A 26,868-nucleotide genomic window follows, 5' to 3' on the forward strand; every position below is an offset into this window, starting at 1 on the left:
CTGACACGCAAGAACTGACGAGGAGCAGCATGGCACACGAGGACGACCCGCTCGAGCACGAGAGGGCTTCCTGGAAGCCCTCCCCCGGGCTCGCCGTCGCGGTCAGCGACCCGGTGCGCAACCCGGAGCTCCCTCCGCATCGCGAGCGGATGACCGACAAGGACCCGGTGGCCATGAAGGCCGCCGTTCGCACGGTCTACACGCTCTTCTACCTCTCGATCGCGGGAAGCATCTGGGCCATCGCCGCCTACATGCTCTTCCCGATCGAGAGCGGCCGGATGGTCGACATCCGCAACAACAACCTCTTCATCGGCCTCGGCATCGCGCTCGCCCTCCTCGCGATCGGCATCGCAGCGATCCACTGGTCGAAGGCGATCATGTCCGACAAGGAGTTCACGGAGCCGCGGCACGCGACCCGTGGGCGCGACACGACGCGTGAGGCGGCCATCCAGGCCTTCGCCGAAGCCAACGAGGAGTCCGGCTTCGGACGCCGCGTGATGATCCGCAACTCGATGATCGCCGCGCTCATCGCCTCGGTGGCCCCGGGCATCGTCCTCTTCCGCGGCCTCGCACCCCAGGACTCGCCCGAGCACCCGATCGGCGGCGACCCGGTCGCTCTCCTCGAGCACACGATGTGGAAGGAAGGCTCGCGCCTCGCTCACGACCCGAGCGGCGAGCCCATCCGCGCCGCCGACGTCACTCTCGGCTCCGCCGTCCACGTCATCCCCGAAGAGCTCGCAGCCCTGTCGCACAGCGACGGCTACCTCGAGGAGAAGGCGAAGGCGATCGTCCTGCTGATGCGTCTCCTGCCCGAGGACATCACCGAGTCACCGGAGCGTGCGGACTGGTCGTACGACGGCATCGTCGCGTACTCCAAGGTCTGCACGCACGTCGGCTGCCCGGTGGCGCTCTACGAGCAGCAGACCCACCACCTGCTGTGCCCCTGTCACCAGTCGCAGTTCGACGTCACCGACGCCGCCAAGGTCATCTTCGGCCCGGCGGCCCGTCCGCTGCCTCAGCTTCCGATCACCGTCGACGATGAGGGCTACCTGGTCGCACGCAGCGACTTCACCGAGCCCGTCGGCCCGAGCTTCTGGGAGCGTCATTGAGTACCGCAACCGCCCCTAACGAGAACCTCACCGAGGCCCCGCCGGCTCAGCTGCCGCCGCGCGACAAGCCCCTCGGCGGCCGTTTCGTCGGCGCCGCGTCGAACTACATCGACGAGCGCACCAGCCTCTCCGGCTTCGTCAAGGAGCTCGGCCGCAAGATCTTCCCCGACCACTGGTCGTTCATGCTGGGTGAGATCGCCCTGTGGAGCTTCGTCGTCGTCCTGCTCACGGGAACGTTCCTGACGTTCTTCTTCCAGGCGTCGATGGTCGAGACCCACTACACCGGCGCCTACCTCCCGATGCGCGGCATCGAGATGTCGGCGGCCATGGCCTCCACGCTCGAGATCTCCTTCGACCTCCGCGGCGGGCTCCTCGTCCGTCAGATGCACCACTGGGCCGCGCTCGTCTTCGTCGCCGGCATCGGCGTGCACATGCTGCGGGTCTTCTTCACCGGCGCCTTCCGCAAGCCGCGCGAGCTGAACTGGGTGATCGGCTTCGTGCTGTTCATCCTGGCCATGGGCGAGGGCTTCACCGGCTACTCGCTCCCCGACGATGTGCTCTCGGGCAACGGCCTTCGCATCATCGACGGCATGGTCAAGGGCATCCCGCTGATCGGCACCTGGACCTCGTTCCTGCTGTTCGGCGGCGAGTTCCCCGGCACCGCGATCGTCGGACGCCTCTACTCGCTGCACATCCTGCTGCTTCCCGCGATCCTGGTCGGCCTGCTCGTCCTTCACCTCATGCTGATGGTGATCAACAAGCACACCCAGTTCGGCGGCCCCGGCCGTGCGAACAGCAACGTCGTCGGCTACCCGATGATGCCGGTGTACATGTCGAAGATGGGCGGCTTCCTGTTCATCACGTTCGGCGTGATCGCGCTCATCGCGGCGCTCTTCACGATCAACCCGATCTGGAACTACGGCCCCTACGACCCGTCCCCGGTGTCGGCCGGAACGCAGCCCGACTGGTACATCGGATTCGCCGACGGCGCGCTGCGCCTCGTCCCGCCGGGCTGGGAGATCGTGTTCCTCGACCGCACCTGGTCGTTCAACATCCTCGTCCCGCTCGCCGTGATCGGCGTGTTCATCGTGCTCGTCCTGATCTACCCCTTCATCGAGGCGTGGGTCACGGGCGACAAGCGGGAGCACCACATCGCCCAGCGTCCGCGCAACGCGGCGACCCGCACCGCGATCGGCGCCGCCGGCGTCACGTTCTACGCGGTCCTGTGGGCATCCGCCGCCTCCGACATCATCGCGACCCACTTCTGGCTCACGATGGAAGGCGTCATCCACACGCTCCAGGCGCTTCTGATCCTGGGCCCGATCGTGGCGTACTTCGTCACCAAGCGCATGTGCATCGCGCTGCAGAAGAAGGACCGCGAGATCGCGCTGCACGGCTACGAGTCGGGCCGCATCGTGCGCCTCCCGGGCGGCGAGTACATCGAGGTCCACCAGCCGGTGGACGAGTACGAGCGCTACAAGCTCGTCGACATCGAGAACTACGAGCCGCTCGTCGTGCGCCCCAATGCGCAGGGTCGCATCCCGTGGCACGAGAACGTCCGTGCGTCGATCTCGCGCTGGTTCTTCGAGGACCGCCTCTCCCCCGTCACCCAGGCGGAGCTCGATGCGGCGCTCGCCCACCAGCACCACTCGCTCGACCACATCGCCGAGGAGGAGGACGCCGAGCTCCAGGCGGCGCACGAGCGCGCCGGAGTCCCCGACGCTCCCCACACCCCGATCGACGACGGTCGCAACAGCGAGACCGCCGTCCGGCCCTCGAACATCATCGTGCCCGAGGACGGCGAGAAGAAGGCCCGCAATCGCGAGAAGGAGAACGGGCAGTAGCCGCTGTTCTTCCGCCCGGATGCCCCGGCACGACCCCTCACGGGAGCTCGTGGCCGGGGCATCCTGCGTCGGTGCCGAGCCAGGTCCCGCCGGGTCGGCGCGCGACGCACTGAGTGCAGCCGTCATCGGCAGGAATCCGCCGACGGATGGCCGCGCATCCGCCATATCGATCAGCGCGCACCGCATAGCCTGAAGCCATGACGACGACGGCATTCGACTACTTCTCCGCCAAGCTCTCCCTCGAGACCGACGCCTCCGACGTGTACGCCGCGCAGAAGGCCGGCGAACGATTCGTGCTCGTCGACGTGCGCAGTGCCGAGGCGTGGCAGCAGGGACGCATCTCCGGCGCGGTGCATGTTCCGCGTGCCGAGATCGCCAAGCGCGCTGCGGCCGAGTTCGATCCCGCCGTGCCCGTCGTGGTCTACTGCTGGAGCCCGGGCTGCAACGCAGGGGCGAAGGCGGCGCTGGAGTTCGCCAAGCTCGGCTACAGCGTCAAGGAGATGATCGGCGGGTACGAGTACTGGGTGCGCGAAGGCCAGCCCACCGAGAACGACGAGGGCCCGCTCCCCCGGGTGTTCGACGCCCAGGTCATGGTCGTCCGTCAGCCGGTGGCGCGCTGATCGGAGCCGCCGGACGGCGACTCAGGCCGTCTCCAGGCCTTCCGTGAACCTCGCCGCAGCCGCACCGTAGAACGAGGTGTGCGGCCGTGGAGCGATCGCCGGCGCCACATCTCCGACCTCGACGTCGCAGACGACCACCGTCACGTTGTCACGTGTGCCGGCAGCGAGTCCGAGTGCCACCGCCGCCTGAGCCGCGTCGGCCGCGTGCTCGTGGGACGCGACGACCTCTTCGATGTCCGCGTGCGGCACGTAGTCGCTGAGGCCGTCACTGCACAGCACCCAGCGGTCACCGGGACGCGCGTCGTGCTCGACCACGGTCACCCGGTCCCGCTCCCCGCCGCTCAGTGAGGCGGTGATGAGATTTCGACGGGGATGGGACGCTGCGTCCTCCTCGCGGACCAGCCCACGATCGACGAGCACCTGCACGTACGAGTCGTCCCGCGTCTGCTGGGTCAGCTGGCCGTCCCGCAGGAGATACGCCCGGGAGTCGCCCGTGTGGGCCAGCAGCAGCGTGTCGGCTTCCGAGACGAAGACGCCGGTGAAGGTCGTCGCCATCCCCGACAGCGCGGGGTCGCGCTCGACGTGGGCGCGCAGGTCCCAGTTCGCAGTCCGCACGCTCACCGCGAGTGTCTCGGCGTCCACGGGGAGGCTGCCGCGACCGGCCGCGAGCCGGTGCACGAACGCCGCCGAGGCCAGATCTCCCGCCGGCCCCCCGCCGACACCGTCCGCCACCGCGCCGCCCCAGGACGCCGTGAAGGCGGCATCCTGGTTCACGGTGCGATGCACTCCGGTATCGGAGACGGCGGCGGCATGAAGCCGCACCCGTGAGGGCCTGAGAGGCACGATCAGCGGGCGAAGTACCCGCGGTAGTACTCGTACACCCAGCCCACGATCGCGACGGCGAACACGGCGAGGCCGATCGGGAACATCCACGCGCCGACAGCGAGCCCGATCATGCCGAGGGCGGCCGAGAACGCGAGCACGATGGGCCACCAGGACCACGGGCTGAACTCGCCGACCTCGGGGTCGCCGTCGTCGATGTCCGAGGTGAGGATGTCTTCGGGCAGCTCGCCGCCCTGTGCCTTGTGCACGCGACCGATGTAGAACGCGATGAGGGCGCTCATCAGAGCCGTGAAGAGGAGCGCGACGCTGCCGACCCACTCGATCGAGAGGGTGACGGTCTCCCAGTAGGACTGGCCGCCCGTCAGGTTCGTGTCCCAGTGCGAGAGCAGGTTCCAGCCGGTGTAGATGACCGCGACCAGCAGGAAGAAGACGGTCAGGAGCCACCAGAGTCCGGTGTTCGTACGCACTTACTTCACCTCTCCTTCGGCGAGATCGACGACCGGGGCTTCGGGGGCGTCCTTCGCCGGTCCCACGCCCACGGGGATGCCCGCCTCGGGGTGGTTCAGGTCGAAAGCGGGCCGCTCGCTGCGGATCCGGGGAATCGACGTGAAGTTGTGGCGAGGCGGCGGGCACGACGTCGCCCACTCGAGCGAAGCGCCGTAGCCCCACGGGTCGTTGACGGTGACACGAGGTGCCTTCCGCGCCGTGATCCAGACGTTGAAGAGGAACGGGATCATCGACGCGCCGAGAAGCATCGCGCCCACGGTCGACACCTGGTTCTGCCACGTCCAGCCGTCGGCCGCCGAGTAGTCCGCGTAGCGGCGCACCATGCCGTCGACGCCCAGCCAGTGCTGGATGAGGAACGTCATGTGGAAGCCGATGAACAGCATCCAGAAGTGCACGACGCCGAGACGCTCGTTGAGCATCTTGCCGGTCCACTTGGGCCACCAGAAGTAGAACCCGGCGAACATCGCGAACACGACGGTGCCGAAGACGACGTAGTGGAAGTGCGCGACCACGAAGTAGGAGTCCGAGAGTGCGAAGTCGAGCGGCGGGGAGGCGAGGATGACGCCGGTCAGTCCGCCGAAGACGAACGAGACGAGGAAGCCCAGGGCGAACATCATGGGCGTTTCGAAGGTCACGGACCCTCGCCACATGGTGCCGATCCAGTTGAAGATCTTCACCCCTGTCGGCACCGCGATGAGCATCGTCATCAGGGCGAAGAACGGCAGGAGCACCGCGCCGGTGACGTACATGTGGTGCGCCCACACCGCCACCGAGAGGGCCGCGATGGCGATGGTCGCGTACACGAGCGTCTTGTAGCCGAAGATCGGCTTGCGGCTGAAGACCGGGAAGATCTCCGAGACGATGCCGAAGAACGGCAGCGCGATGATGTACACCTCGGGGTGCCCGAAGAACCAGAACAGGTGCTGCCACAGCAGCACGCCGCCGTTCGCGGGGTCGTAGATGTGGGCGCCGAGCACGCGGTCCGCGGCGGCGGCCAGGATCGCGGCGGCGAGCACGGGGAAGGCCATCAGGACCAGGATGCTGGTGACCAGCGTGTTCCAGGTGAAGATCGGCATCCGCCACATGGTCATGCCGGGCGCGCGCATCGTGATGATCGTGGTGATGAAGTTCACGCCGCCGAGGATCGTCCCGAAGCCGCTCATGCCGAGGCCGAGCATCCACAGGTTTCCGCCGACGCCGGGCGAGAAGCTGGCATTGGCGAGCGGCTGATACGCGAACCAGCCGAAGGCGGCCGCACCCTGGGGGGTGAGGAAGCCGGCGACGGCGATCGTCGAGCCGAAGAGGAAGAGCCAGAAGGAGAAGGCGTTCAGTCGCGGGAACGCGACGTCGGGGGCGCCGATCTGGAGGGGCATGATCGCGTTGGCGAAGCCGAAGAACAGCGGCGTCGCGAACATCAGCAGCATGATCGTGCCGTGCATCGTGAACAGCTGGTTGTACTGGTCCTTCGTCGGGATGATCTGCATGCCCGGCTCGAAGAGCTCTGCGCGGATGATCAGCGCCATGACGCCGCCGAGCAGGAAGAAGATCACCGAGGCGATCAGGTACATGTAGCCGATCGTCTTGTGGTCGGTGGAGGTGATCCACTTGACGACGATGTTGCCCTTCTGCTCGACGCGCGTTGCGCTGAGCAGAGCGGCCTGGCGAGGCGGCAGAGTGGTCGGTCGACCCTGCGTCGTCTCCTCGTACGGAAGCGTCGTCGCCATGATCAGTGGTCTCCCTCGGAACTCGCACCCGTGCCGGGCAGGTTCTGCAGTCGGTCGTACTCGTCGTTGATGTCGCCCGTCTGGCCGGCAGCGCGCAGCGATTCGAGGTAGTCCTCGTACTCCGCCTCGCTCACGACGTTGACGTTGAAGAGCATCATCGAGTGGTACTGGCCGCACAGCTCGGCGCACTTGCCGGCGTACTCCCCCTCGCGGGTCGGAGTGAACGACCAGTAGTTGTCCTTCCCGATGTACATGTCCTTCTTGTACAGGAAGTCGATGATCCAGAACGAGTGGATCACGTCGCGCGACTGCAGCTTGATCCGCACCGTCTGGTCGACGGGGAGGACGAGCGTGGGCAGTTCGCTGATGACGTTGCCCTCATCGTCGGTCTGGGCCTGGACACCCATCGTCCACACGGCGTCCGAGTTCTCCTCGTCCTCGCCGTCGTACTGGAAGTCCCACGCCCACTGCTTTCCGATCGCCACGATCGAGACGTCGGGATCGTCGGTCTGGGTCTCGAGGATCGTCTGGTCGCGAGCGGTGAACGCGAAGAAGCCGATCACGAGGATCAGCGGCACGACCGTGTAGAAGATCTCGATCGGCATGTTGTAGCGCAGCTGCACCGGGAGCCCGACCTGACCGCGACGGCGCCGGTAGGCGATGGCCGCCCAGCCCATGAGGCCCCAGGTGATGACGCCGACGGCGAGCAGCACGATCCACGAGTTGACCCAGAGGCCGGCGACCATGTCGGTGCGGTTCGTCGCGGGCTGGCCGCTCTCGACGAAGCCGGGCAGAAAGCCGTGCAGCTCCGTCGGGGTGCATCCGGCGAGCACTGCGGCCGTTGCGATCCCGACAGGGAGAACAGCCCAGCGGAGACGGCGTTTCGAGGGCACGGTGCACCTTTCCGGGTCACGAATAGGACTCCCGCCAGTCTAGGGCAAGCATCCAGGGGATTCAGGCCAAGCGCCCAGCTTGAAACGGGTCGAATGGGCGGAAAACCGCAGGCCCGGGGTGCTCCGAGGAGCGCGCCGGGCCTGCAGGAATTCCGCTCGGATCAGTGGAAGCTGTCTCCGCACGCGCAGCTGCCGGCCGCGTTCGGGTTGTCGATCGTGAAGCCCTGCTCCGCGATCGTGTCCTTGAAGTCGATCGACGCGCCGTCGAGGTACGGGACGCTCATGTCGTCGATGATCACCTCGACGCCGTCGAAGTCGACCGTCTTGTCGCCCTCGAGATAGCGCTCGTCGAAGTACAGCTGGTAGATCAGGCCGCTGCATCCGCCCGGCTGGACGGCGACGCGCAGGCGAAGGTCGTCGCGTCCCTCCTGCGAGAGGAGGCTCTTCACCTTGAGCGATGCCGCATCGGTCAGCAGCACGCCGTGCTCGCGAGCGGTCTGGTCGGTCGACAGTGCAGTGTCGGTCATGGCACTCCTCCGGACGGGCCGCGAATGCGGCGGGATGCGGCAATTCTACGCCCGTCCGCCGGGAGACGGCTCCGAGCCGGGCGTGTCTAGGCCTGAGCCTCGCGCCGGTCGAGCTTCTCGAGCAGGAGCGCCTCGGACAGCACCGCGTTGCGGAACGTGGCCAGGTGCAGTGACTCGTTGGGGCTGTGCGCGCGGGCGTGCGGGTCCTCGACGCCCGTCACGAGGATCTGCGCGCCGGGGAACTCCCGGACGAGATCGGCGATGAACGGGATGGATCCCCCCACTCCGATGTCGACGGATTCGACGCCGTAGCCCTCCTGAAGTGCCTCGCGCGCGGCCTCGACCGCCCACCCCGACGTGTCGACGAGGAACGCGTCGCCGTAGTCCTGATCGCGGAACTCGAGCTGCGCGCCGAACGGCGCGTTCGCCTTCAGGTGCGCCTCGATCGCGGCGTAGGCGTCGCGAGCACTCTGGCCGGGGGCGATCCGGCAGCTGAGCACGACGGCGACCTCGGGGATCAGGGTGTTCGAGGCGTTGACCACACTGGGCGCGTCGATGCCCGTCACGGTGATGGACGGCTTGTTCCAGATCCGGCTGAGGATCGTGCCGCGTCCGATCGGCGAGACGCCGTCGGGCAGCCCGGCCTCGTCGCGCAGGGTCTCCTCGCTGTACGCCGGGGTCTCGGCATCCCGCTCGGTCAGCCCTTCGACCGCCACGGCGCCGTCCTCGTCCCACAGCGTCGAGAGGAGCGTGACGGTCGCCATCATGGCGTCGGGCACGGCGCCGCCGAACATGCCCGAGTGGGAGGCGTGGTCCAGCGTCTTCACGCGCAGGGTGAAGCGGGTGTTCCCGCGCAGCGACACGGTCAGCGCCGGGGTCTTGTCGTCCCAGTTGCCGGAGTCGGCGACGACGATCACATCGGCGCGCAGCGCGTCGGCGTTGTCGGCGAGGAACGGGGCGAACGACCGGGAGCCGGCCTCCTCCTCCCCCTCGAAGAAGAGTGCGACCCCGAGGTCGAAGTCGTCCCCGACCGCCTCCTTGAGCGCCCGGAGCGCCGCGATGTGGGCCATGATGCCGGCCTTGTCGTCGGCGGCGCCCCGGCCGTACAGACGTCCGCCGCGCAGAGTGGGCTCGAACGGCGGCGACTCCCACAGCGACTCGTCGCCGACGGGCTGCACATCGTGGTGCGCGTACAGCAGGATCGTCGGCCGTCCGTTGCGCGCGGGGCGGGTGGCGAGCACGGCGGGATGCCCCTGCTCGTCCGTGCCGGGCACCGCAGCGCTGCGGATCTCGACGGTGTCGAACAGGTCGAGGCCCCGCACCAGGTCGGCCACGGCCTCGGCGCTGCGGCGGACCTGCGAAGGGTCGAACCCGGGGAAGGCGACCGAGGGGATGCGCACGAGCGCACCCAGGTCGGCGAGGGCGGAAGGGGTGCCGGATGCCGCGGCGTCGCGCACAGCATCCTGTCGGGAGAGCTCAGACGTCATGCGGGTAATCTTAAGTGCACCCCCTTCCTACGCACTTCCGAGGATCATCGTGGCCAAGAACCCTTCAGCACCCGCGTCCAGCGACGCCCCCTCCGACGGAACGGTGCTCAACGGCGTTCCCGTCGGCAGCGAACCGAGCGGCAAGGGCCGCGCGACGCCCACCCGTGCCGAGCAGGAGGCCGCCCGCAAGCGCCCGCTCGTGCCCGACACCAAGGAGGCGAAGGCGCGCGCCAAGGCCGACCTCGCCACGCAGCGCGAGAAGGCCCGCGTCGGCATGGCAGCCGGCGATCCGCGCTACCTCCCGGCGCGCGACCAGGGCGCGCAGCGCAAGTTCGTGCGCGACTACGTCGACGGCGGCTGGCACCTCGGCGAGGCGGTGATGCCCGCCATGGTGGTCGTGATCCTCGCGACCTTCATCCCGGTGCGCGACGTGCAGTTCTACTCGTTCGTCGCGCTGTGGATCTTCATCTTCTTCGTGATCGGCGACATGGTGCTGACGTCGATCAACACCAAACGCGCAGTCAAGAAGAAGTTCGGCGCCGACAAGATCGAGAAGGGCCTGGGCTGGTACGCGGCCATGCGCACCGTGCAGATGCGCTTCCTGCGCCTGCCGAAGCCGCAGGTCAAGCGCGGCCAGCGCCCGTCCTGATCTCCTGGGGCGGAACGGTCAGCGCGCGGCGAGCCCGCGGCTGATCTGGCGCGCCCACAGCGGGCCGCGGTACAGGAACGCCGTGTACCCCTGCACGAGGGTGGCGCCGGCATCCAGTCGCTCGCGCACATCAGCGGCGGTCTCGACGCCTCCGACGGAGATCACGCAGAAATCGGCCGGCACGGCATCGCGCACGAGCCGCAGCACCTCGAGGGCGCGAGCCCGCAGCGGAGCGCCGGAGAGGCCGCCGTCACCGGCTGCGGCGACGACCGCCGGGTCGGTCGCGAGTCCTTCGCGCGAGATCGTCGTGTTCGTCGCGATGAGACCGGACAGTCCGAGATCGACGGCGAGGCGGGCGACCGCCGACACCTCGTCGTCGGGCAGGTCGGGCGCGATCTTGACCAGGAGCGGGGTGCGTCCGGCGGCGTCGCGCACGGCCTCGAGCAGCGGGCGAAGGGTCTCCACGGCCTGCAGTCCGCGCAGACCGGGGGTGTTGGGCGAGGACACGTTCACCACGAGGTAGTCCGCGAGCGGCGACAGCAGGGCAGCGCTCCGGACGTAGTCGGCGGTGGCGTCGGCGACATCCACGACGCGGCTCTTGCCGATGTTCACACCGATCACACCGCGGCGTCGCCGACGGCGCAGCTTCTCGAGCCGGCGGGCCGCCGCCTGCGCACCGTGGTTGTTGAATCCCATGCGGTTCACCACGGCGCGGTCGGGGATGAGGCGGAACAGCCGCGGCCGCGGGTTCCCCTCCTGCGGGACGGCGGTCAGGGTGCCGACCTCGACATGCCCGAAGCCGAGTGCGAAGAGTCCGGCCGCGCCCTTGACGTCCTTGTCGAACCCGGCCGCGACGCCGAACGGCGAGTCGAACCGCAGACCGAGCGCGGAGGTCGACAGCGCGGGGTCGGGGCGGGTGAACGAGCGTGCGATCCAGGAGAAGGGCGGAACGCCCAGCACCCTGATGACAGCCATTGCCGCGTGGTGGGCCGTCTCGGGGTCCATGCGCGACAGGACGGTCCGGAAGAGGAGGGGATACATCGCCTCCAGGCTATCCGGTCACTCCCCCGGTCTCCGACGACGTGTCAGTCGGTCGACGCGGAGGCCGCCGGCCCCCAGGCGTCCGCGCGGCCGTGATCGGCGCGCAGCTGCTCGATCGCGGACTCGAAGTCCTCGAGCGAGTCGAACGCCTGGTACACGCTCGCGAACCTCAGATACGCGACCTCGTCGAGCTCGCGCAAGGGCCCGAGGATCGCCAGTCCGATCTCGTTCGTGTCGAGCTGCGAGGCACCGGTCTGGCGCACGGTCTCCTCGACGGTCTGGGCCAGCACGGCGAGGTCGGCCTCGGTCACGGGGCGTCCCTGGCATGCCTTGCGGACGCCCGACATGACCTTCTCGCGGCTGAACGGCTCGATGACGCCGGACCGCTTGATCACATTGAGGCTCGCGGTCTCGATCGTGGTGAAGCGCCCGCCGCACTCGGGGCACTGACGACGGCGACGGATGCTGAGGCCATCGTCGCTCGTACGCGAATCGATGACCCGGGAATCGGAGTGACGGCAGAACGGGCAGTGCATGGCAGAGACAGACTACGCCCCGAGACGGGCGCCTACGCCTCGAAGCGCGCCACGACCGCCTCGCCGTGCGCCGGGAGCGCCTCGGCCTCGGCGAGCGTCACGATCGCGTCCCGGACGACCGCCAGCGCCGCGCGGTCGTATTCGATCAGCTGCTGCGGACGCAGGAAGGTGGCTGCCGACAGACCCGCCGAGTAGCGCGCCTGCCCCCCGGTGGGGAGCACGTGGTTGCTGCCGGCGAGATAGTCGCCGAGGCTCACGGGCGAGTCGGGCCCGATGAAGATGGCCCCCGCGTGGACGAACGCCTCGGGGTGGGGGTCCTCGAGGTGCAGCTCGAGGTGCTCGGGGGCGTAGGCGTTGCTGAACGCGGTCGCCGCAGCCAGGTCGTCGACCAGGACGATCGCCGACTGGGGCCCTCCCAGTGCGGCCGCGACACGATCGGCGTGGCGGGTTGCCGCTGCCCGGGGGCCGATCTCGACGGCGACGGCCTCGGCGAGCCGCTCCGAGTCGGTGACCAGCACGGCGGACGCCTGCTCGTCGTGCTCGGCCTGGCTGATGAGATCGACCGCGACCAGGCGCGCATCGGCGCTGTCGTCGGCGACGATGAGGATCTCGGTGGCGCCGGCCTCGGCATCCGTCCCCACCAGACCCGCCACGGCGCGCTTGGCGGCCGCGACGAAGTTGTTGCCGGGCCCGGTGACGACGTCGACCGGTTCGAGCCCGAGCGCGGGCACACCGTGCGCGAGGGCGCCGATCGCCCCGGCGCCGCCCATCGCGTAGACCTCGTCGACCCCGAGGAGCTTGGCGGCTCCGAGGATCACGGGGTGCACACGCCCGCCGTGCTCGCGCTGCGCCGGGGACGCCAGGGCGATCTCACTCACGCCCGCCACCTGCGCGGGAACGACGTTCATCACGACGCTCGAGGGGTAGACGGCCTTGCCGCCGGGAACGTAGAGGCCGACGCGGCGGACGGGCTGCCAGCGCTGCGTGACACGGGCGCCGGGGCCGAGTTCGGTCGTCGTCGGCGCCGGCACCTGGGCAGCGGATGCCTCGCGCACCCGCGCGATCGCCTCTTCGAGCGCGGCGCGCACGGCGGGGTCGAGCGCATCGAGCGCCTCGTCGAGGTGCGCCGCGGGAACGCGGAGCTCGTGGCCCGTCACCCCGTCGAACCGCTCGGCCTGATCGCGCAGCGCGGTCTCACCGTGCGACGCGACATCGGCCACGATCCTCGCGGCGGTGGCCAGGGCCTCGTCCCGCGCCTCGGTCGCCCGTGGCACGGTCTCGAGCAGTTCGGCGGGTGAGAGCACTCGCCCGCGCAGGTCGATCGTCCGGAGCATCCTTCTACGCTAGCGGCCGTCGTCGGCGCTCACCCGCGTGTGACCCCGCTGACGTCGTGCAGGTAGCCGACGCGGCCGTCCTCGTGGCGCACGACGAACGCTTCGCCGCGATCCTCGATGACGAGGGCCCAGGCGCTCGGGCCGATGCGGAACACCGGGATCCCGATCTCGTCGACGACGTCGCGCTCCTCGGGCACGAGGGCCCAGAAGGCCTGCTGGCGGGCAGGGGCCTCGTCGACGGGCTGGTCGGCCTGCACCGGCTCGACGGTCGTCGAGGGCGTTTCGACGGGCTCGAAGGTGTCGCGCGAGTGTGCGGGCTCCCACGCCGTGGTGACGGTGGAGGTCTCGGGCTGGGCATCCGCACGGCGAGCGTCACTGAGCTCCGGGGCGGCACCGGCCGGCGGAGCGTAGGCAGCGAAGTCGGACGTCTCGGACTCGTTCGTGCGGGGCGCAGCTGCCGGACGCGGCGAGACGGGACGGATGGGGCGGGCGTTGCGGTGGGCGGGCACTTCGGCGCGGCCGCGGAAGTCCTGCTCGAACGGCGGGATCAGCGGCCCGAGCACCGTCAGGACGACGCCGGCGAGCATCAGGACCAGCTCGACCCAGATGACCCACGTCCGCAACCATGCGCCGGTCTCGATCGCGAACGAGACGGTCTCCCACACCAGCTGGAGCCACACGACGGCAGCGACCGAGAAGGCGACCGAGGCGAACTGATCGATGCCCAGCGATCCGACACGGCGGATGCCGTCGGGCGAGAGCCGCCGCAGCACGATCAGGAAGACCGCGACCGTCGGCACGGCGATCGCCAGCACCCACAGCAGGCTCGACGTCCAGACCGAGTCGAACCGGCCCTCGTTGATCGAGAAGAAGGAGACGACGAAGGCGACGACCCACACTCCGACGAGGGCGACCTCGCGGATCGAGAACGGGCCGACCCCGTACTGGGGAGGCTCTTCGGTGTGCACCGGCGCCTCGTCGCGGTCGAAGTCCTCATTCAGCTGATCGTCGGTCACGATGTTCCCTTCCGGCCGCGCACGGCGGCATACGTCGTCTTCATGCTACTCACGCCCTATGAGACGGAGATGAGATCACCCGAGGCACTGCGGGCCGAGCAGACCCTTCAGCTCCCCGTAGAGGTCGGCCGTCACACGCACCGGCATCGGCACCTCGAACACCTTCGCGGCCGAGCCGCGATGCAAGCGCAGCGTGACCTCGGTGCCGCCCCTGTGACGGTTCAGCACCGCCGCGAGCTCGGTGACGAGCCGCTCGGTCGCGCGATGTTCGGGGACCACCAGCGTGAGGGGTCCGGACTCGTCCATCGACCCCAGATCGGGTGTGAAGGCGGACTGCGCGTGCAGGTTGAGCCCGTCGTCACGGCGCGACACACGGCCGCGCACGACGAGGATCGAGTCGGCGACGAGCATCGACGAGAACTCCGTGTACGTCTTGCCCATGAACATGACGGTGACCTCGCCGTTGAAGTCCTCGACGGTGATCATGCCGTACGGGTTGCCGCTCGCCTTCGCCACGCGATGCTGCACGCTCGTGACCAGGCCCGCGACGGTGACCTGATCGCCGTCGTTGATGTCCTCCGACGCCAGAAGGTCGTGGATGCTGGTCGACGCGTGCTTCGCCAGCGGGATCTCGAGCCCGGCGAGGGGATGATCCGACACGTAGAGTCCGAGCATCTCGCGCTCGAAGGCGAGCTTGTCCTTCTTGGTGAACTCGGGGCGCGGCGGCACTTTCGCCGGCACCATCTCCTCCGCCTGGTCGTAGAGGCTGTCGAAGTCGAAGCCGATCGCCCCCGTCGCCTCTTTGCGCTTGGCGTCGACCGCCGCCTCCGCGGCGTCTTCGTGGATCTCGATCAGCGCGCGGCGGGTGTCGCCGAGCGAGTCGAAGGCGCCGGCCTTGATGAGCGACTCGACCGTGCGCTTGTTGGCGACGTGCACGGGCACCTTGCCGAGGAAGTCGTGGAACGACTCGAACGGCGCCTCCGCCCGTGAGGCCACGATCGAGTCGACCACGTTCGCGCCCACGTTGCGCACCGCGCCGAGGCCGAAGCGGATGTCCTCGCCGACGGCCGCGAAGTAGCGGATCGACTCCCCCACGTCGGGCGGCAGCACCTTGATGCCCATGCGGCGGCACTCGTTCAGGTACACCGCGAGCTTGTCCTTGGCGTCGCCCACGCTCGTGAGCAGCGCGGCCATGTACTCGGCCGGATAGTGCGCCTTGAGGTACGCGGTCCAATAGGCGATCAGGCCGTAGGCCGCGGAGTGCGCCTTGTTGAACGCGTAGTCGGAGAAGGGCAGCAGGATGTCCCACAGCATCTTGACGGCGGCCTCGGAGAAGCCGTTCGCGTGCATTCCGCTGGAGAAGCCCTCGTACTGCTTGTCGAGCTCGGACTTCTTCTTCTTGCCCATCGCGCGGCGCAGGATGTCGGCCTGGCCGAGTGTGAAGCCGGCGACCCGCTGCGCGATCGCCATCACCTGCTCCTGGTAGATGATCAGGCCGTAGCTGGTGTCGAGGATGTCGGCGAGCGGCTCGGCGAGCTCCGGGTGGATCGGAGTGATCTCCTGCTGGCCGGTCTTGCGCAGCGCGTAGTTGATGTGGGAGTTCGCGCCCATGGGACCGGGGCGGTACAGCGCGATGACGGCCGAGATGTCCTCGAAGTTGTCGGGCCGCATGAGGCGCAGCAGCGACCGCATCGGGCCGCCGTCGAGCTGGAACACGCCGAGCGTGTCGCCGCGCGAGAGCAGCTCGTAGGCCGCCGGGTCGTCGAGCGCGAGGTCTTCGAGGACGAGCACGGTGTCGCGGTTGGCCTCGATGTTGTCGAGGGCGTCGTTGATGATCGTGAGGTTGCGAAGCCCCAGGAAGTCCATCTTGATGAGGCCGAGGGACTCGCACGACGGGTAGTCGAACTGCGTGACGATCTGGCCGTCCTGCTCCCGCTTCATGATCGGGATGATGTCGATCAGCGGCTCGCTCGACATGATGACGCCGGCGGCGTGGACGCCCCACTGGCGCTTGAGGTTCTCGAGGCCGACCGCGGTGTCGAAGACGGTCTTCGCCTCGGCATCCGTCTCGATGAGGGCACGGAACTCGGATGCCTCTTTGAAGCGGGGGTGGTCCTTGTCGAACATGCCCTCCAGTGGCATGTCCTTGCCCATGACAGCCGGGGGCATCGCCTTGGTGAGCTTCTCCCCCATGCTGAACGGGAAGCCCAGGACCCGGCCCGCATCCTTCAGGGCCTGCTTCGCCTTGATGGTGCCGTACGTCACGATCTGCGCGACCCGCTCGTCGCCGTACTTCTCGGTGACGTACTGGATCACCTCGCCGCGGCGGCGGTCGTCGAAGTCGACGTCGAAGTCGGGCATGGAGACGCGGTCGGGGTTGAGGAAGCGCTCGAAGATCAGTCCGTGCTGCAGCGGGTCGAGGTCGGTGATCCCCATCGCGAAGGCGGCCATGGAGCCGGCGCCCGAGCCTCGGCCCGGACCCACGCGGATGCCGTTGCGCTTGGCCCAGTTGATGAAGTCGGCGACGACGAGGAAGTAGCCCGGGAAGCCCATCTGCAGGATGACGCCGGTCTCGTACTCGGCCTGCGTGCGCACCGCGTCGGGGATGCCGGCGGGGTAGCGCACGTGCAGGCCCTGCTCGACCTCTTTGACGAACCAGGAATCCTCGGTCTCGCCGGGGGGCACGGGGAAGCGCGGCATGTAGTTGGCGCTGGTGTTGAACTCCACCTCGCACCGCTCCGCGATCAGCAGGGTGTTGTCGCAGGCCTCGGGGTTGTCGCGGAACACCTGGCGCATCTCGGCCGCGGACTTGACGTAGTACCCGTCGCCGTCGAACTTGAAGCGCTTCGGGTCGTCGAGCGTCGAACCGGACTGCACGCACAGCAGGGCGGCGTGGCTCTTCGCGTCGTGCTGATGCGTGTAGTGCAGGTCGTTGGTGCCGACGAGCGGGATGTCGAGGTCCTTGGCGATCCGCAGCAGATCGGTCATCACGCGACGCTCGATCGAGAGTCCGTGGTCCATGATCTCGGCGAAGTAGTTCTCCTTGCCGAAGATGTCCTGGAACTCGGCGGCGGCGGCGCGGGCCGCGTCGTACTGGCCGAGCCGCAGGCGCGTCTGCACCTCGCCGGAAGGGCAGCCGGTGGTCGCGATGAGCCCCTTCGCATAGGTCTGCAGCAGCTCGCGGTCCATGCGGGGCTTGAAGTAGTACCCCTCCATGCTCGCGAGGGAGGACAGCCGGAAGAGGTTGTGCATGCCCTCGGTGGACTGCGAGAGCAGGGTCATGTGCGTGTACGCGCCGGAGCCCGACACGTCGTCGTTGCCCTGCTCGGGCGTGCCCCACCGGACGCGGGCCTTGTCGGAGCGATGGGTGCCGGGCGTCACGTAAGCCTCGATGCCGATGATCGGCTTGATGCCCGCTTCCTTCGCGGTCTTGTAGAACTCGAACGCGGCGAAGGTGTTGCCGTGGTCGGTGACGGCGATCGCCGGCATCTCCAGGCGCACGGCCTCCTGGATCATCGGGCCGACGCGGGCCGCTCCGTCGAGCATCGAGTACTCGCTGTGCACGTGCAGGTGAACGAAGGAGTCGGATGCCACGGACCGAGTCTACGGACGGCCGCCGACGCTCCGGACGGGCACGCGCAGGTGCGCCGGATTGACGCGAGAGGTGTCTTAACCCTCGACTCGAAGGTGAGAGTGCGGCACTCCCTGGCATGCAGAGACGACGGATGCCGCTCCCCGGCGCGCGGGGAGCGGCATCCGTTCCGGTGCACAGACGCGCACCGAACCCAGGCCCGGTCAGGGCGCCGAGTCCACCACCGAGACGACGGACACGGTCCGTGACTGCCAATCGGGCGCTCCTTCGATGCCCACCGCAGCGCCGTACTCCCCCATCCCCCAGTGCGTGGACTCCGGGATGTACCCGCGCGCGGTGTCGAGGACGAACTCGACGCGCGACGGGCCGGCCTCGAAATCACGCGTGTAGGCCAGGGTGGTGCGATCGCCGTCGACGGCGACGACCTCGACGCCGTCGAGCAATGCGAAGGCGCGCAGCATTCCGGCGCGGGCCTCCGCCGGTGCCAGGTTGAACGAGTTGAGGTCTCCGAGCGTCTCGACGAAGAAGTGGCCCATGCCATCCGGCTGCCCCTCCGCCCCGTAGCGCTCTTCGAACCAGGCGACGACGCTCTCGGCATCGGAGGGCAGATCCGCGTACAGCTCCCGGCTGTCCAGGTAGTACGTCACCGTGTCGCCGTCGCGGCCGCCTTCGGCGACCCCGCCCGGATACCGCGTCACCCCGGCGAGCCCCGCTCCGGGGTTCATCCCCGTCTCCCAGGCGGTTCGCGCTTCCGACGCCCGCGGACCGAGTGCCTCGACGACGCGATACGGCACCCGCTCGCGCACCCACTCATCGTCGGGATCAGCCGGCACGTAGGTGCTCATCCGGTCCTCGACGATGAGGAGCGCCTCCGCCTCGGCACGCATCGCGTTGTTGAAGCCGGCGCCGTCCGGCATCTGCTCGTCGTAGGTCGTCGCCCAGCTGAACGCGGTGTCGATGCGCGTATAGCCGCCCCGGGGAACGACCTCCTCGCTCGCCTCGATCGTCGCGTCGGCCGATTTCTCCATCACCAGCTGCGCCGCGGAGGCCGTCGGCGCAGCCGTGGGCACGACGACGACGCCCACCACCAGAGCCGCTGCCGCGATCCCGCCCACGAGCGCCGATCCCCCGATCCAGCGCCGCACCCGAGCCTCGCGGGCGGGGGTGACCCGCTCCTCCCTTGCGATCTCGCGGAGCAGCGCCTGGCGCGCGGCGTTCACCCCGTCGTCGCCCAGGGAGGCGGCATCGGCCCCGATCTCACGCACTCGTTCCAAGAGCTCCATGGCCCTCCTCCTTCGCCATCCAGGTCAGCCGGGCAGACGTGTGAGAGCCCGGCGGTGCGAGCTTGCGGCGGACGCGGTTGAGCCGTGATCTCACGGTTCCAACTGGCACCCCCAGCGCGACGGCGACCTCCTCGTAGGTGAGGTCGCCCCACGCATACAGCAGCAGCGTGTCGCGGTCCCGCGCAGCGAGGGCCGCGATGCGCGGCGCCAGGGCGCGCACGGCCGCCGAGGCATCCGCTCGCGAAGCCGCCTGCTCGATGGCACCGTCACTCTGATGCTCGCCACGGGTGACGGATGCCTCGAACGAGCGCCATTGCGCCGCCTCCTGAGCGTGATGCTTCTTGATCACGCGCGAGGCGATGCCCAGCAGCCATGGCTTGGCCGAATCCCACGCGACGTCGAAGTCCCGCCGGCGGCGGAAGGCGACGAGCATGGTCTCGCTCAGGACGTCGTCCGCCGTGTGCGACCCGACCCGCCGCGCAGCGAAAGCGCCGATCACCCGTGCATGCCGCTCGAAGAGCTCGGCGAAGGCCGAGGGGGCGTCGAAGGACCGGCGGATGATCTCGCTGTCTGTGCTCACAACAGGTATTGCCCGATCCCGGCGGGACGGTTCACGATTCATGTCGGAGCGAGCCTAGGGTGAGGGAATGCCGACTCCCGACTTCGTCCTCGAGCTGCGCCAGAAAATCGGCACGGCGCCGATCTCCCTCGTCGGAGTGACTGCCGTGGTCTTCCGCGACGAGAAGGTCCTGATCGGCCGCCGCGCCGACAACGGGCGCCTGCAGTGCGTCTCCGGCATCGTCGACCCCGGCGAGGAGCCCGCCGACGCCGCCGTCCGCGAGTGCTGGGAGGAAGCGGGTGTGGTCGTCCGCGCCGAGCGGCTGGCGCTCGTGCACACGATCCCCCGGGTGACCTACGCGAACGGCGACGAAGTCGACTACCTCGACCTCGTCTTCCGCTGCGCGTGGGTCTCGGGCGAGCCCCATCCCGCCGACGGAGAACTCACCGAGGTGCGCTTCCGCGGCCTCGAGGAGCTGGGCGACCTCGATCCCGATCACGTGCGCCGGATCGCACTCGCCCTGCCCGAGGACGACCCCGCCCGCTTCGAAGGCGGCCGGCCGCCGAGCTGAGCCCGATCACCGCAGCTCGAGGCGCATGACCACGCGCGGGAAGCCGTTCAGCACCGAGTCGGTGTCGGCCGCCTTGCGGAACCCGGCTTTCTCGAAGAGCCGGCGCGTGCCGACGTACGCCATCGTGAGATCGACCTTCTCTCCCTTGTTGTCCACCGGGTAACCCTCGATCGCCGGAGCCCCGCCCTTCTTCGCGAACTCCACGGCACCGTCGAGCAGGGCGTGGGCGATCCCCCTCCCGCGATGCCCGGGACGGACGCGGATGCACCACACCGACCACACGTCGAGGTCGTCGACGTGGGGAATCCTGCGGTTCGTCGCGAACGACGTGTCGGCGCGCGGATGCACCGCCGCCCAGCCGACGACCTCGTCGCCGTCGTAGGCCAGCACACCGGGAGGACCCTGCCTCATCAGCGCGCGCACCTTCTCGCCTCGACCGACCCCGCGAAGGGCGATGTTCTCCTTCGACGGGATGCGGTAGCTCAGGCACCAGCAGACGTTCGCGTCTTCCCGCTTGGGCCCGACCATCGTCTTGACGTCCGCGAACTTCTCCGCCGGAACGACCTTCACGAGTCCTGTCGTCACGCGACCAGCGTGGCACCCACCGGGGACATGCGCATCAGTCGGACCGCAGCACCTCGAGCGCGTGCGCCAGGTCGGCCGGATAGTCCGACCGGAAGGTGACCCATTCGCCCGACGAGGGGTGGGCGAACGACAGCTGATGGGCGTGCAGCCACTGGCGGGTGAGGCCGAGCCGCGCGGCGAGCGTCGGGTCGCCACCGTAGAGCGGGTCGCCGACGCACGGGTGCCGGTGTGCGGCCATGTGCACGCGGATCTGGTGGGTGCGACCGGTCTCCAGGTGGATCTCCAGCAGCGCCGCCCGCCGGAACGCCTCGAGGGTCTCGTAGTGCGTGACGGAGTCCTTGCCGTCGGGCGTCACGGCGAACTTCCACGAGTGCGAAGGATGACGGCCGATCGGCGCGTCGATCGTGCCGGCGAGCGGATCGGGATGCCCCTGCACGACCGCGTGGTAGATCTTCTCGACCTCGCGTTCCTTGAAGGCGCGCTTGAGGACCGTGTAGGCATGCTCGGTCTTGGCCACCACCATGAGCCCGCTGGTGCCGACGTCGAGGCGGTGGACGACCCCCTGGCGCTCTGCGGCGCCCGTCGTGGCGATGCGGAACCCACCGGCGGCGAGAGCGCCGAGCACGGTCGGACCCTCCCATCCCACCGAGGGATGCGCCGCGACACCGGTCGGCTTGTCGACCACGACGATGTCGTCGTCGTCGTACGCGATGGACAGGTCGGGCACGTCGACCGGGATGACGCGCGGCTCCTCCTTGGGCGCCCACGACACGTCCAGCCATGCTCCGGCGCGAAGCTTGTCCGACTTCGTCAGGGTGCGGCCGTCCATGGTCACGCCGTCGGCGTCGGCGACCTCAGCGGCGAACGTCCGCGAGAATCCGAGCATCTTCGCCAGCGCGGCGTCGACACGGGTTCCATCGAGACCGTCGGGCACCGGAAGGCTGCGCGACTCCATGTCAGACCTTCGGAGGATCGGATGCCGCGGCATCCGCCTCTTCGTCGCCCGGAGCTGCCGTGTCCTGAGTGCTCGCTGCCTCCTGGCGGACCTCGCGCGATCCATCGAAGTGCAGGCCGACCAGGACGAGCAGCGCGACGCCGATCATCATCGTCACGATGAAGATGTCGGCGATGTTGTAGATCGCCGGCATCATCCACGGGGTGTTGATGAAGTCGATCACGTGGCCGACAGCGAACCCCGGCTCGCGCAGCAGGCGGTCGGTGAGGTTGCCGAGCACGCCGCCGAGGAGCAGCCCGAGCGCAACGGCCCACAGCCGCGACTTCACACGCGTGGCGGCGAGCCACACGATGACGACGGCGACGGCCGCCAGCGCGATCGTGAAGATCCAGGTCACGCCTTCGCCCAGCGAGAACGCGGCTCCGGGATTGCGGACGAGGTAGAAGATCAGGAAGTCGCCGAGCACCGGTACCGGCTGCTCGTACGGCAGGTTCTGAAGCGCGAGATGCTTCGTGAACTGGTCGGCGGCCAGCACCAGCACCGCGAGAGTCGCGATGATGGCGCCGGCCGCCGCCTTGCGAAGGGGGGGTCGACCTGGCAAAAGGGCGAGCCTAGAGACCGATGGCCGACACCGGCGTGGAGCCGGAGGAGGTGGCCGTGGTCTCGAGGTCGCGCAGCTGGCCTTCGATGTAGCTGCGCAGCTGAGCGCGGTAGTCGCGCTCGAAGTTGCGGAGTTCGGAGATGCGTCCCTCGAGCTGCGAACGCTCGCGGTCGAGTCGGGCGACCTCGTCGCGGCCGCGGGACTCGGCCTCGGAGACGATGGTGGCCGCCTGGGCCTTCGCGTCGGCGATGAGCTGATCGCGCTGGGCGCGACCCTCGGCGACGTGCTCATCGTGCAGGCGCTGCGCGAGCTCGATGATTCCGGCGCTGGCTGCACCGGTGGCGGCGGGCGCTTCGGTGAGGGGGGACGGCGCAGGCGCCGCCGCGGCGACCGGCTCGGCAGGGCGGGCCGGGGCAGAGGCACCCGACTCGTACGCGGCAAGCTTGGCCTTCAGCTCGTCGGCCTCGGCGATGGACTTGCGCCACTCGACGACGATCTCGTCGAGGAAGTCATCGACCTCATCGGGGTCGAAACCTTCCTTGAAACGGACGTGCTGGAACTGCTTGGTGACGACGTCATCGGGGGTCAATGCCATGGTGATTCCTCTTTCGAGCTCAGGTCGCTGGCCGATGTCGGGGGCGGACCGGCCGACGGCTGGTCGCATCCATCAAGCATAGTCGGGGCATCCTGAGAGTGTCGAAGGGATTCGGCATGCCCCGCGTCCTCGGGTCAACTCGCGACGGCGCGCGTGACGCTCAGCAGGATGAAGCACAGCAGCATCGTGAGCGCGAACCCGAAATCGATCGCGATCGCGCCCACCCGGAGCGGCGGAATGAAGCGACGGAAGAGCTGGATCGGCGGGTCGGTGACCGTGTACACGAGCTCTGCGGCCACGAGTCCGGCGCCCTTCGGGCGCCACTCGCGGTTGAAGAAGGGGATCCAATCGATGATCAGCCGCGCGAGCAACACGAAGACATACAGGAGGAGCGCGAGATTGAGGATCGAGGCGATGAGTTGGACGACGGCCACGAGTCCAGACTACGGCTGTGAGAACGGAACGGATTCCGGATCCGCCTGAGCGACGGTCCCGTCACCCGACACCGCGACGTTCTCGGGCGACAGCAGGAAGACCTTGCTCGTGACGCGCTCGATACGGCCGTAGAGGCCCAGCGAGAGGCCGCTGGCGAAGTCGATCAGCCGGCGCGCGTCGGCGTCGCTCATCTGCGAGAGGTTGATGATGACGGGGATGCCGTCGCGGAAGTTCTCGGCGATGACCTGGGCGTCGCGGTACTGCTTGGGATGCACCGTGAGGATCTCGCTGATCGCCGACGGGGCGGGCTGGCGCACGACCGTCGGGCGGTGCAGCGGCGTGACCGGCGCGGACTTCTCCACGACGACATCCGTCTTGCGGCCGCGCGGCTGCGGGGCCGGCTCCTCGTAGACCTCTTCCTCGTCGGCGAGGCCCAGGTACACCATGGTCTTCTTGAGCGGGTTCGACATCGCATCCTCCGTAGTGCTCATCTGTTCCGAGGTTAACCGTGCAGGGGCCGGGGGCCCGTGATTGCCGAGCCGATCCGCAGGTGTGTCGCGCCTGCTGCGATCGCTTCGGTGAAATCCGCCGTCATACCGGCGGAGATCCAGTCGGCGTCCGGGACGACGGCCCGGACGGTGGCGGCGAGCGACGAGAGCCGCTCGAACGCGGCCGCGGCAGCCTGCTCGAGCGGTGCGACGGCCATGATGCCGCGCACGCGCAGCGTGGGCAGTCCGGCGACGTGAGCGGCGAGCGGCTCGAGCTCACTGGGCGCGATGCCACCGCGTCCGGCGTCGTCCGTGAGGTTCACCTGCAGGAGCACGTCCAGGATGGCCGAATCGGGTTCGGCCGACGCGTCCAGGGCGTCGGCGAGCCGCGCGCGGTCCACCGAGTGCACGGCGGATGCCGCTCTCCGGATCGCGCGGGCCTTGTTGGTCTGCGCCTGCCCGATGAAGTGCCATCTCAGCCCGTCGAGCGGACCGACCTCCTCCGCCTTCGCGCTGAACTCCTGCTGCCGGTTCTCGCCGACGTCGCGCACTCCGAGCCCGTACAGGGTCTCCACGAGCGACGGCGGATGGAACTTGGTCACCACGATCCGAGTGAGCGCGGCCGGATCCCGCCCGGCAGCGCGCGCGGCGTCCGCGATGCGGGCGTCGACGTCGGCGAGGCGGGCGGCGATCGCATCGGCGGGCTCAGTGGACTGTGTCACGGCGGTGGAGGCTCCTGAGCCCGTCGAGGCGTTACTTGAGGAAGTCGGGGATGTCGAGGTCGTCGTCGCCGAACCCCGAGTCGTACGACGACTCGGGCAGCGCCGCGCCCACCGAGACGGGCTCAGCGTCGCGGCCCTTGGCGGCCTCATCCGCGGCGAGCACCGGCACAGCGGGCGCCGCCGGAACGACACGGGCCGCGGTGATGGGCTCGATGCGGGACTGGGGCTCGCCGCCGTCGAATCCGGCCGCGATCACGGTGACCCGCACCTCGTCTCCGAGGGTGTCGTCGATCACCGTTCCGAAGATGATGTTGGCCTCGGGGTGCGCGGCCTCCTTCACCAGCTGGGCGGCGTCGTTGATCTCGAAGATGCCGAGGTTCGATCCGCCCTGGATCGACAGCAGCACGCCGTGCGCGCCCTCGATCGAGGCCTCGAGCAGCGGCGATTCGACGGCGAGTTCGGCCGCCTTGATCGCCCGATCGGCGCCGCGGGCGGAGCCGATGCCCATGAGCGCGGAGCCCGCGCCCTGCATGACGGACTTCACATCGGCGAAGTCGAGGTTGATGAGGCCCGGCGTGGTGATCAGGTCGGTGATGCCCTGGACACCGGCGAGGAGCACCTGGTCGGCCGTGGCGAACGCCTCGATCATCGAGATGCCGCGATCGCTGATCTCGAGGAGTCGGTCGTTCGGCACCACGATGAGGGTGTCGACCTCTTCCTTGAGCTTGGAGACGCCGGTCTCGGCCTGGCTCTGACGACGGCGTCCCTCGAAGGAGAACGGCTTGGTCACGACGCCGATGGTGAGAGCGCCGATCGACTTGGCGATCTTGGCGACCACGGGCGCTCCGCCCGTGCCCGTCCCGCCGCCTTCACCCGCGGTGACGAAGACCATGTCGGCGCCGCGCAGGGCTTCCTCGATCTCCTCCGCATGGTCCTCGGCGGCGCGTCGGCCGACTTCGGGATCCGCGCCGGCGCCGAGGCCGCGGGTGAGTTCGCGACCGACGTCGAGCTTGACGTCGGCGTCGCTCATCAGCAGCGCCTGGGCGTCTGTGTTGATGGCGATGAACTCGACGCCGCGCAGGCCGAGATCGATCATGCGGTTCACGGCGTTCACGCCGCCCCCGCCGACTCCGACCACCTTGATGACGGCGAGGTAGTTCTGGTTCTGGCTCATGCCGGCCTCCGTAGCCCTGGACCTGTCTAACCTTCAACCTCTAGTAGAGGTATAAAGAATTGCCCGGTATGCAATTCCTGAATTGAAAGTAAGCGGAGCCCTGCGCCTGGCCGGGATGCCCGTGGGCGTGTCGCGACATCCCGTCGCAAACCAGGTCGATCCAGGTCAGCGGACGACGATCGCGCTCGGGGATGACACGTCGTACACGCTCACACCGGCCGGCGGCCGGGCCGCCATGATCTTCTCGAGGGCCAGCGCCTTGTACGCCGAGGCCTCGGCGCTCCCCCAGACGACCTCCGTGTTCGTGCCGCCGAGGGTGAGCGTGACATCGTCCGGCGTCGAGGCGGTGACGGCGGTGACCTGCGCCCGGATGGCATCGGGCAGCGAGTGCATCACCTGGCCGGCGGCGGTGAAGGCCTCCGAGCCGGCGCCACCGCGGATGTCGAGGACGGGGACGCCCGCGCTCGGGGAAGCCGAGGTCGACAGGGCCACTCCGGCCGCGTCCACGAGCGTGTAGCCCGCGCGCGTCTCGATCAGGCCGATCGGGGTGCGCTCCACGAGCCGCACCACGAGCTCGTGCGGCGGTCGCGCCTCGAGCGTGTACGACTCGACGAGCGGGAACGTGATGAGCGCGGCCTTCACGGCGCTCTCGTCGACGAGGGGCATGGGGGTGCCCAGCTGGTCGGCCAGCGCGGCCTCCACAACCGCCTCGTCGAGCTGAGCGGCGCCGATGACCGTGATCGTCTGGACGGCGAAGAGCGGGCTGTACGCCGCCCCCAGCGTCGCCAGGGCGAGGACGACAACGGATGCCGCCGCTCCGAGCCAGAGCGCACGCCGGCGTCGCTGGCGCACGGTGAAACGGCGCACCTCGGCGCGAAGGGCCTTGCGCCGCGCGCGTGCCGCCTGCCACACCTCGCGGAGACCGACCGGCTCGTCGGCCGTGGATATCGCGTCAGGCTCTCCCACGCCGGCCGGGAGCGGCAGGGGCGTCGGCGCCGAGAGGGGGATGATCGGTGCGGTGGCGCCGACCGCACCCGAGGCATCGAGGGGGCCTGACTGCCCGACCGTGCCGCTCTCGGCCGCCGAAGGCTCGGAAGCCGGCTTCTTGTCCGGCGCAGGCGACCGCTCGGGGCCGCGCGCGGGCGGCGACGGCAGCGGGGACGGCCGGCGCATCCGGC

Annotated in this window: 27 protein-coding genes; 5 read left to right on the forward strand and 22 right to left on the reverse strand. The window is 69.1% G+C overall.

All coding sequences use genetic code 11. The annotated features are described in order from the left end of the window. The first annotated feature begins 29 nt into the window (after window positions 1-29). The 3 genes from qcrA (at window position 30) to SOM19_RS10790 (ending at window position 3,573) form a co-directional block, all read left to right on the forward strand. Window positions 30-1,109 carry a cytochrome bc1 complex Rieske iron-sulfur subunit gene (gene qcrA, locus SOM19_RS10780; RefSeq protein ID WP_320486515.1) on the forward strand — a complete coding sequence of 360 codons (1,080 nt, stop codon included), beginning with the start codon at window positions 30-32 and terminating at the stop codon, window positions 1,107-1,109. Next, window positions 1,106-2,953 (forward strand): cytochrome bc1 complex cytochrome b subunit, encoded by a 1,848-nt coding sequence (qcrB, locus tag SOM19_RS10785; protein ID WP_414683642.1) that lies wholly within the window; start codon window positions 1,106-1,108, stop codon window positions 2,951-2,953. The genes qcrA and qcrB overlap by 4 nt, the downstream gene beginning before the upstream one ends. A 197-nt stretch (window positions 2,954-3,150) precedes the next feature. Next, window positions 3,151-3,573, forward strand: a complete 423-nt coding sequence (locus SOM19_RS10790) for a rhodanese-like domain-containing protein (RefSeq protein WP_320486516.1) — start codon at window positions 3,151-3,153, stop codon at window positions 3,571-3,573. 21 nt (window positions 3,574-3,594) lie between these two features. Here the strand turns inward: SOM19_RS10790 and SOM19_RS10795 are convergent, their stop codons facing one another. The 6 genes from SOM19_RS10795 to SOM19_RS10820 form a co-directional block, all read right to left on the reverse strand. Beyond that, window positions 3,595-4,359 carry a PP2C family protein-serine/threonine phosphatase gene (locus SOM19_RS10795; RefSeq protein ID WP_320486517.1) on the reverse strand — a complete coding sequence of 255 codons (765 nt, stop codon included), beginning with the start codon at window positions 4,357-4,359 and terminating at the stop codon, window positions 3,595-3,597. A gap of 59 nt (window positions 4,360-4,418) precedes the next feature. Next, window positions 4,419-4,883 carry a cytochrome c oxidase subunit 4 gene (locus tag SOM19_RS10800; RefSeq protein WP_320486518.1) on the reverse strand — a complete coding sequence of 155 codons (465 nt, stop codon included), beginning with the start codon at window positions 4,881-4,883 and terminating at the stop codon, window positions 4,419-4,421. Beyond that, a complete protein-coding gene (gene ctaD / locus SOM19_RS10805) occupies window positions 4,884-6,647 on the reverse strand; it encodes an aa3-type cytochrome oxidase subunit I (RefSeq protein WP_320486519.1) in 1,764 nt (587 codons plus the stop codon). A gap of 2 nt (window positions 6,648-6,649) precedes the next feature. Beyond that, window positions 6,650-7,540, reverse strand: coding sequence for an aa3-type cytochrome oxidase subunit II (ctaC, locus tag SOM19_RS10810; protein ID WP_320486520.1), 891 nt, complete (start codon window positions 7,538-7,540; stop codon window positions 6,650-6,652). Window positions 7,541-7,701: 161 nt separating this feature from the next. Further along, entirely contained in the window at window positions 7,702-8,067 is a 366-nt protein-coding gene (locus SOM19_RS10815) for a HesB/IscA family protein (protein ID WP_320486521.1), read from the reverse strand. Window positions 8,068-8,153: 86 nt separating this feature from the next. Continuing rightward, window positions 8,154-9,554 (reverse strand): dipeptidase, encoded by a 1,401-nt coding sequence (locus SOM19_RS10820; RefSeq protein ID WP_320486522.1) that lies wholly within the window; start codon window positions 9,552-9,554, stop codon window positions 8,154-8,156. 49 nt (window positions 9,555-9,603) lie between these two features. Between SOM19_RS10820 and SOM19_RS10825 the strand changes: the two genes are divergently transcribed. Further along, entirely contained in the window at window positions 9,604-10,203 is a 600-nt protein-coding gene (locus tag SOM19_RS10825) for a DUF3043 domain-containing protein (protein WP_320486523.1), read from the forward strand. 18 nt (window positions 10,204-10,221) lie between these two features. On the opposite strand, the gene SOM19_RS10830 is transcribed toward SOM19_RS10825, so the two are convergent. The 7 genes from SOM19_RS10830 to SOM19_RS10860 form a co-directional block, all read right to left on the reverse strand. Continuing rightward, window positions 10,222-11,244 (reverse strand): quinone-dependent dihydroorotate dehydrogenase, encoded by a 1,023-nt coding sequence (locus SOM19_RS10830; protein WP_320486524.1) that lies wholly within the window; start codon window positions 11,242-11,244, stop codon window positions 10,222-10,224. Window positions 11,245-11,288: 44 nt separating this feature from the next. After that, a complete protein-coding gene (gene nrdR, locus SOM19_RS10835) occupies window positions 11,289-11,780 on the reverse strand; it encodes a transcriptional regulator NrdR (protein WP_320486525.1) in 492 nt (163 codons plus the stop codon). A gap of 32 nt (window positions 11,781-11,812) precedes the next feature. Continuing rightward, on the reverse strand, window positions 11,813-13,114 hold the full coding sequence (gene hisD, locus SOM19_RS10840; RefSeq protein ID WP_320486526.1) for a histidinol dehydrogenase: 1,302 nt from the start codon (window positions 13,112-13,114) through the stop codon (window positions 11,813-11,815). Window positions 13,115-13,143: 29 nt separating this feature from the next. After that, a complete protein-coding gene (locus SOM19_RS10845; protein WP_320486527.1) occupies window positions 13,144-14,130 on the reverse strand; it encodes a hypothetical protein in 987 nt (328 codons plus the stop codon). Between the two features lie 75 nt (window positions 14,131-14,205). Continuing rightward, the gene (gene dnaE / locus SOM19_RS10850) at window positions 14,206-17,676 is read right to left on the reverse strand and encodes a DNA polymerase III subunit alpha (protein ID WP_414683650.1); all 3,471 of its coding nucleotides are present in this window, start codon (window positions 17,674-17,676) and stop codon (window positions 14,206-14,208) included. Between the two features lie 249 nt (window positions 17,677-17,925). Next, entirely contained in the window at window positions 17,926-19,005 is a 1,080-nt protein-coding gene (locus tag SOM19_RS10855; protein WP_320486529.1) for a hypothetical protein, read from the reverse strand. Then, window positions 18,980-19,585, reverse strand: coding sequence for an RNA polymerase sigma factor (locus tag SOM19_RS10860; protein ID WP_320486530.1), 606 nt, complete (start codon window positions 19,583-19,585; stop codon window positions 18,980-18,982). Before SOM19_RS10860 ends, SOM19_RS10855 begins: the two co-directional genes overlap by 26 nt. A gap of 67 nt (window positions 19,586-19,652) precedes the next feature. On the opposite strand from SOM19_RS10860, the gene SOM19_RS10865 reads away from it, so the two are divergent. Further along, the gene (locus SOM19_RS10865; RefSeq protein WP_320486531.1) at window positions 19,653-20,135 is read left to right on the forward strand and encodes an NUDIX hydrolase; all 483 of its coding nucleotides are present in this window, start codon (window positions 19,653-19,655) and stop codon (window positions 20,133-20,135) included. 6 nt (window positions 20,136-20,141) lie between these two features. Here SOM19_RS10865 and SOM19_RS10870 read toward each other — a convergent pair whose 3' ends face one another. From SOM19_RS10870 to SOM19_RS10910, 9 genes are all read right to left on the reverse strand, one after another. Beyond that, window positions 20,142-20,663 (reverse strand): GNAT family N-acetyltransferase, encoded by a 522-nt coding sequence (locus SOM19_RS10870; RefSeq protein ID WP_320486713.1) that lies wholly within the window; start codon window positions 20,661-20,663, stop codon window positions 20,142-20,144. A 91-nt stretch (window positions 20,664-20,754) separates the two neighbouring features. Beyond that, on the reverse strand, window positions 20,755-21,675 hold the full coding sequence (locus SOM19_RS10875; RefSeq protein ID WP_320486532.1) for an RluA family pseudouridine synthase: 921 nt from the start codon (window positions 21,673-21,675) through the stop codon (window positions 20,755-20,757). Between the two features lies 1 nt (window position 21,676). Beyond that, window positions 21,677-22,276, reverse strand: a complete 600-nt coding sequence (gene lspA / locus SOM19_RS10880) for a signal peptidase II (protein WP_320486533.1) — start codon at window positions 22,274-22,276, stop codon at window positions 21,677-21,679. Between the two features lie 10 nt (window positions 22,277-22,286). Further along, window positions 22,287-22,871 carry a DivIVA domain-containing protein gene (locus tag SOM19_RS10885; RefSeq protein WP_320486534.1) on the reverse strand — a complete coding sequence of 195 codons (585 nt, stop codon included), beginning with the start codon at window positions 22,869-22,871 and terminating at the stop codon, window positions 22,287-22,289. 134 nt (window positions 22,872-23,005) lie between these two features. Continuing rightward, window positions 23,006-23,305, reverse strand: a complete 300-nt coding sequence (locus SOM19_RS10890; RefSeq protein WP_320486535.1) for a YggT family protein — start codon at window positions 23,303-23,305, stop codon at window positions 23,006-23,008. A 9-nt stretch (window positions 23,306-23,314) separates the two neighbouring features. Continuing rightward, window positions 23,315-23,776 carry a cell division protein SepF gene (locus SOM19_RS10895; RefSeq protein WP_320486714.1) on the reverse strand — a complete coding sequence of 154 codons (462 nt, stop codon included), beginning with the start codon at window positions 23,774-23,776 and terminating at the stop codon, window positions 23,315-23,317. A gap of 32 nt (window positions 23,777-23,808) precedes the next feature. After that, the gene (locus SOM19_RS10900) at window positions 23,809-24,516 is read right to left on the reverse strand and encodes a YggS family pyridoxal phosphate-dependent enzyme (RefSeq protein WP_320486536.1); all 708 of its coding nucleotides are present in this window, start codon (window positions 24,514-24,516) and stop codon (window positions 23,809-23,811) included. A 31-nt stretch (window positions 24,517-24,547) separates the two neighbouring features. Then, window positions 24,548-25,690, reverse strand: coding sequence for a cell division protein FtsZ (gene ftsZ / locus SOM19_RS10905; RefSeq protein ID WP_320486537.1), 1,143 nt, complete (start codon window positions 25,688-25,690; stop codon window positions 24,548-24,550). Between the two features lie 165 nt (window positions 25,691-25,855). Next, entirely contained in the window at window positions 25,856-26,863 is a 1,008-nt protein-coding gene (locus SOM19_RS10910) for an FtsQ-type POTRA domain-containing protein (RefSeq protein ID WP_320486538.1), read from the reverse strand. Window positions 26,864-26,868 lie beyond the last annotated feature (5 nt).

This window comes from Microbacterium sp. CFBP9034, from assembly GCF_034045255.1.
GTDB lineage: Bacteria > Actinomycetota > Actinomycetes > Actinomycetales > Microbacteriaceae > Microbacterium.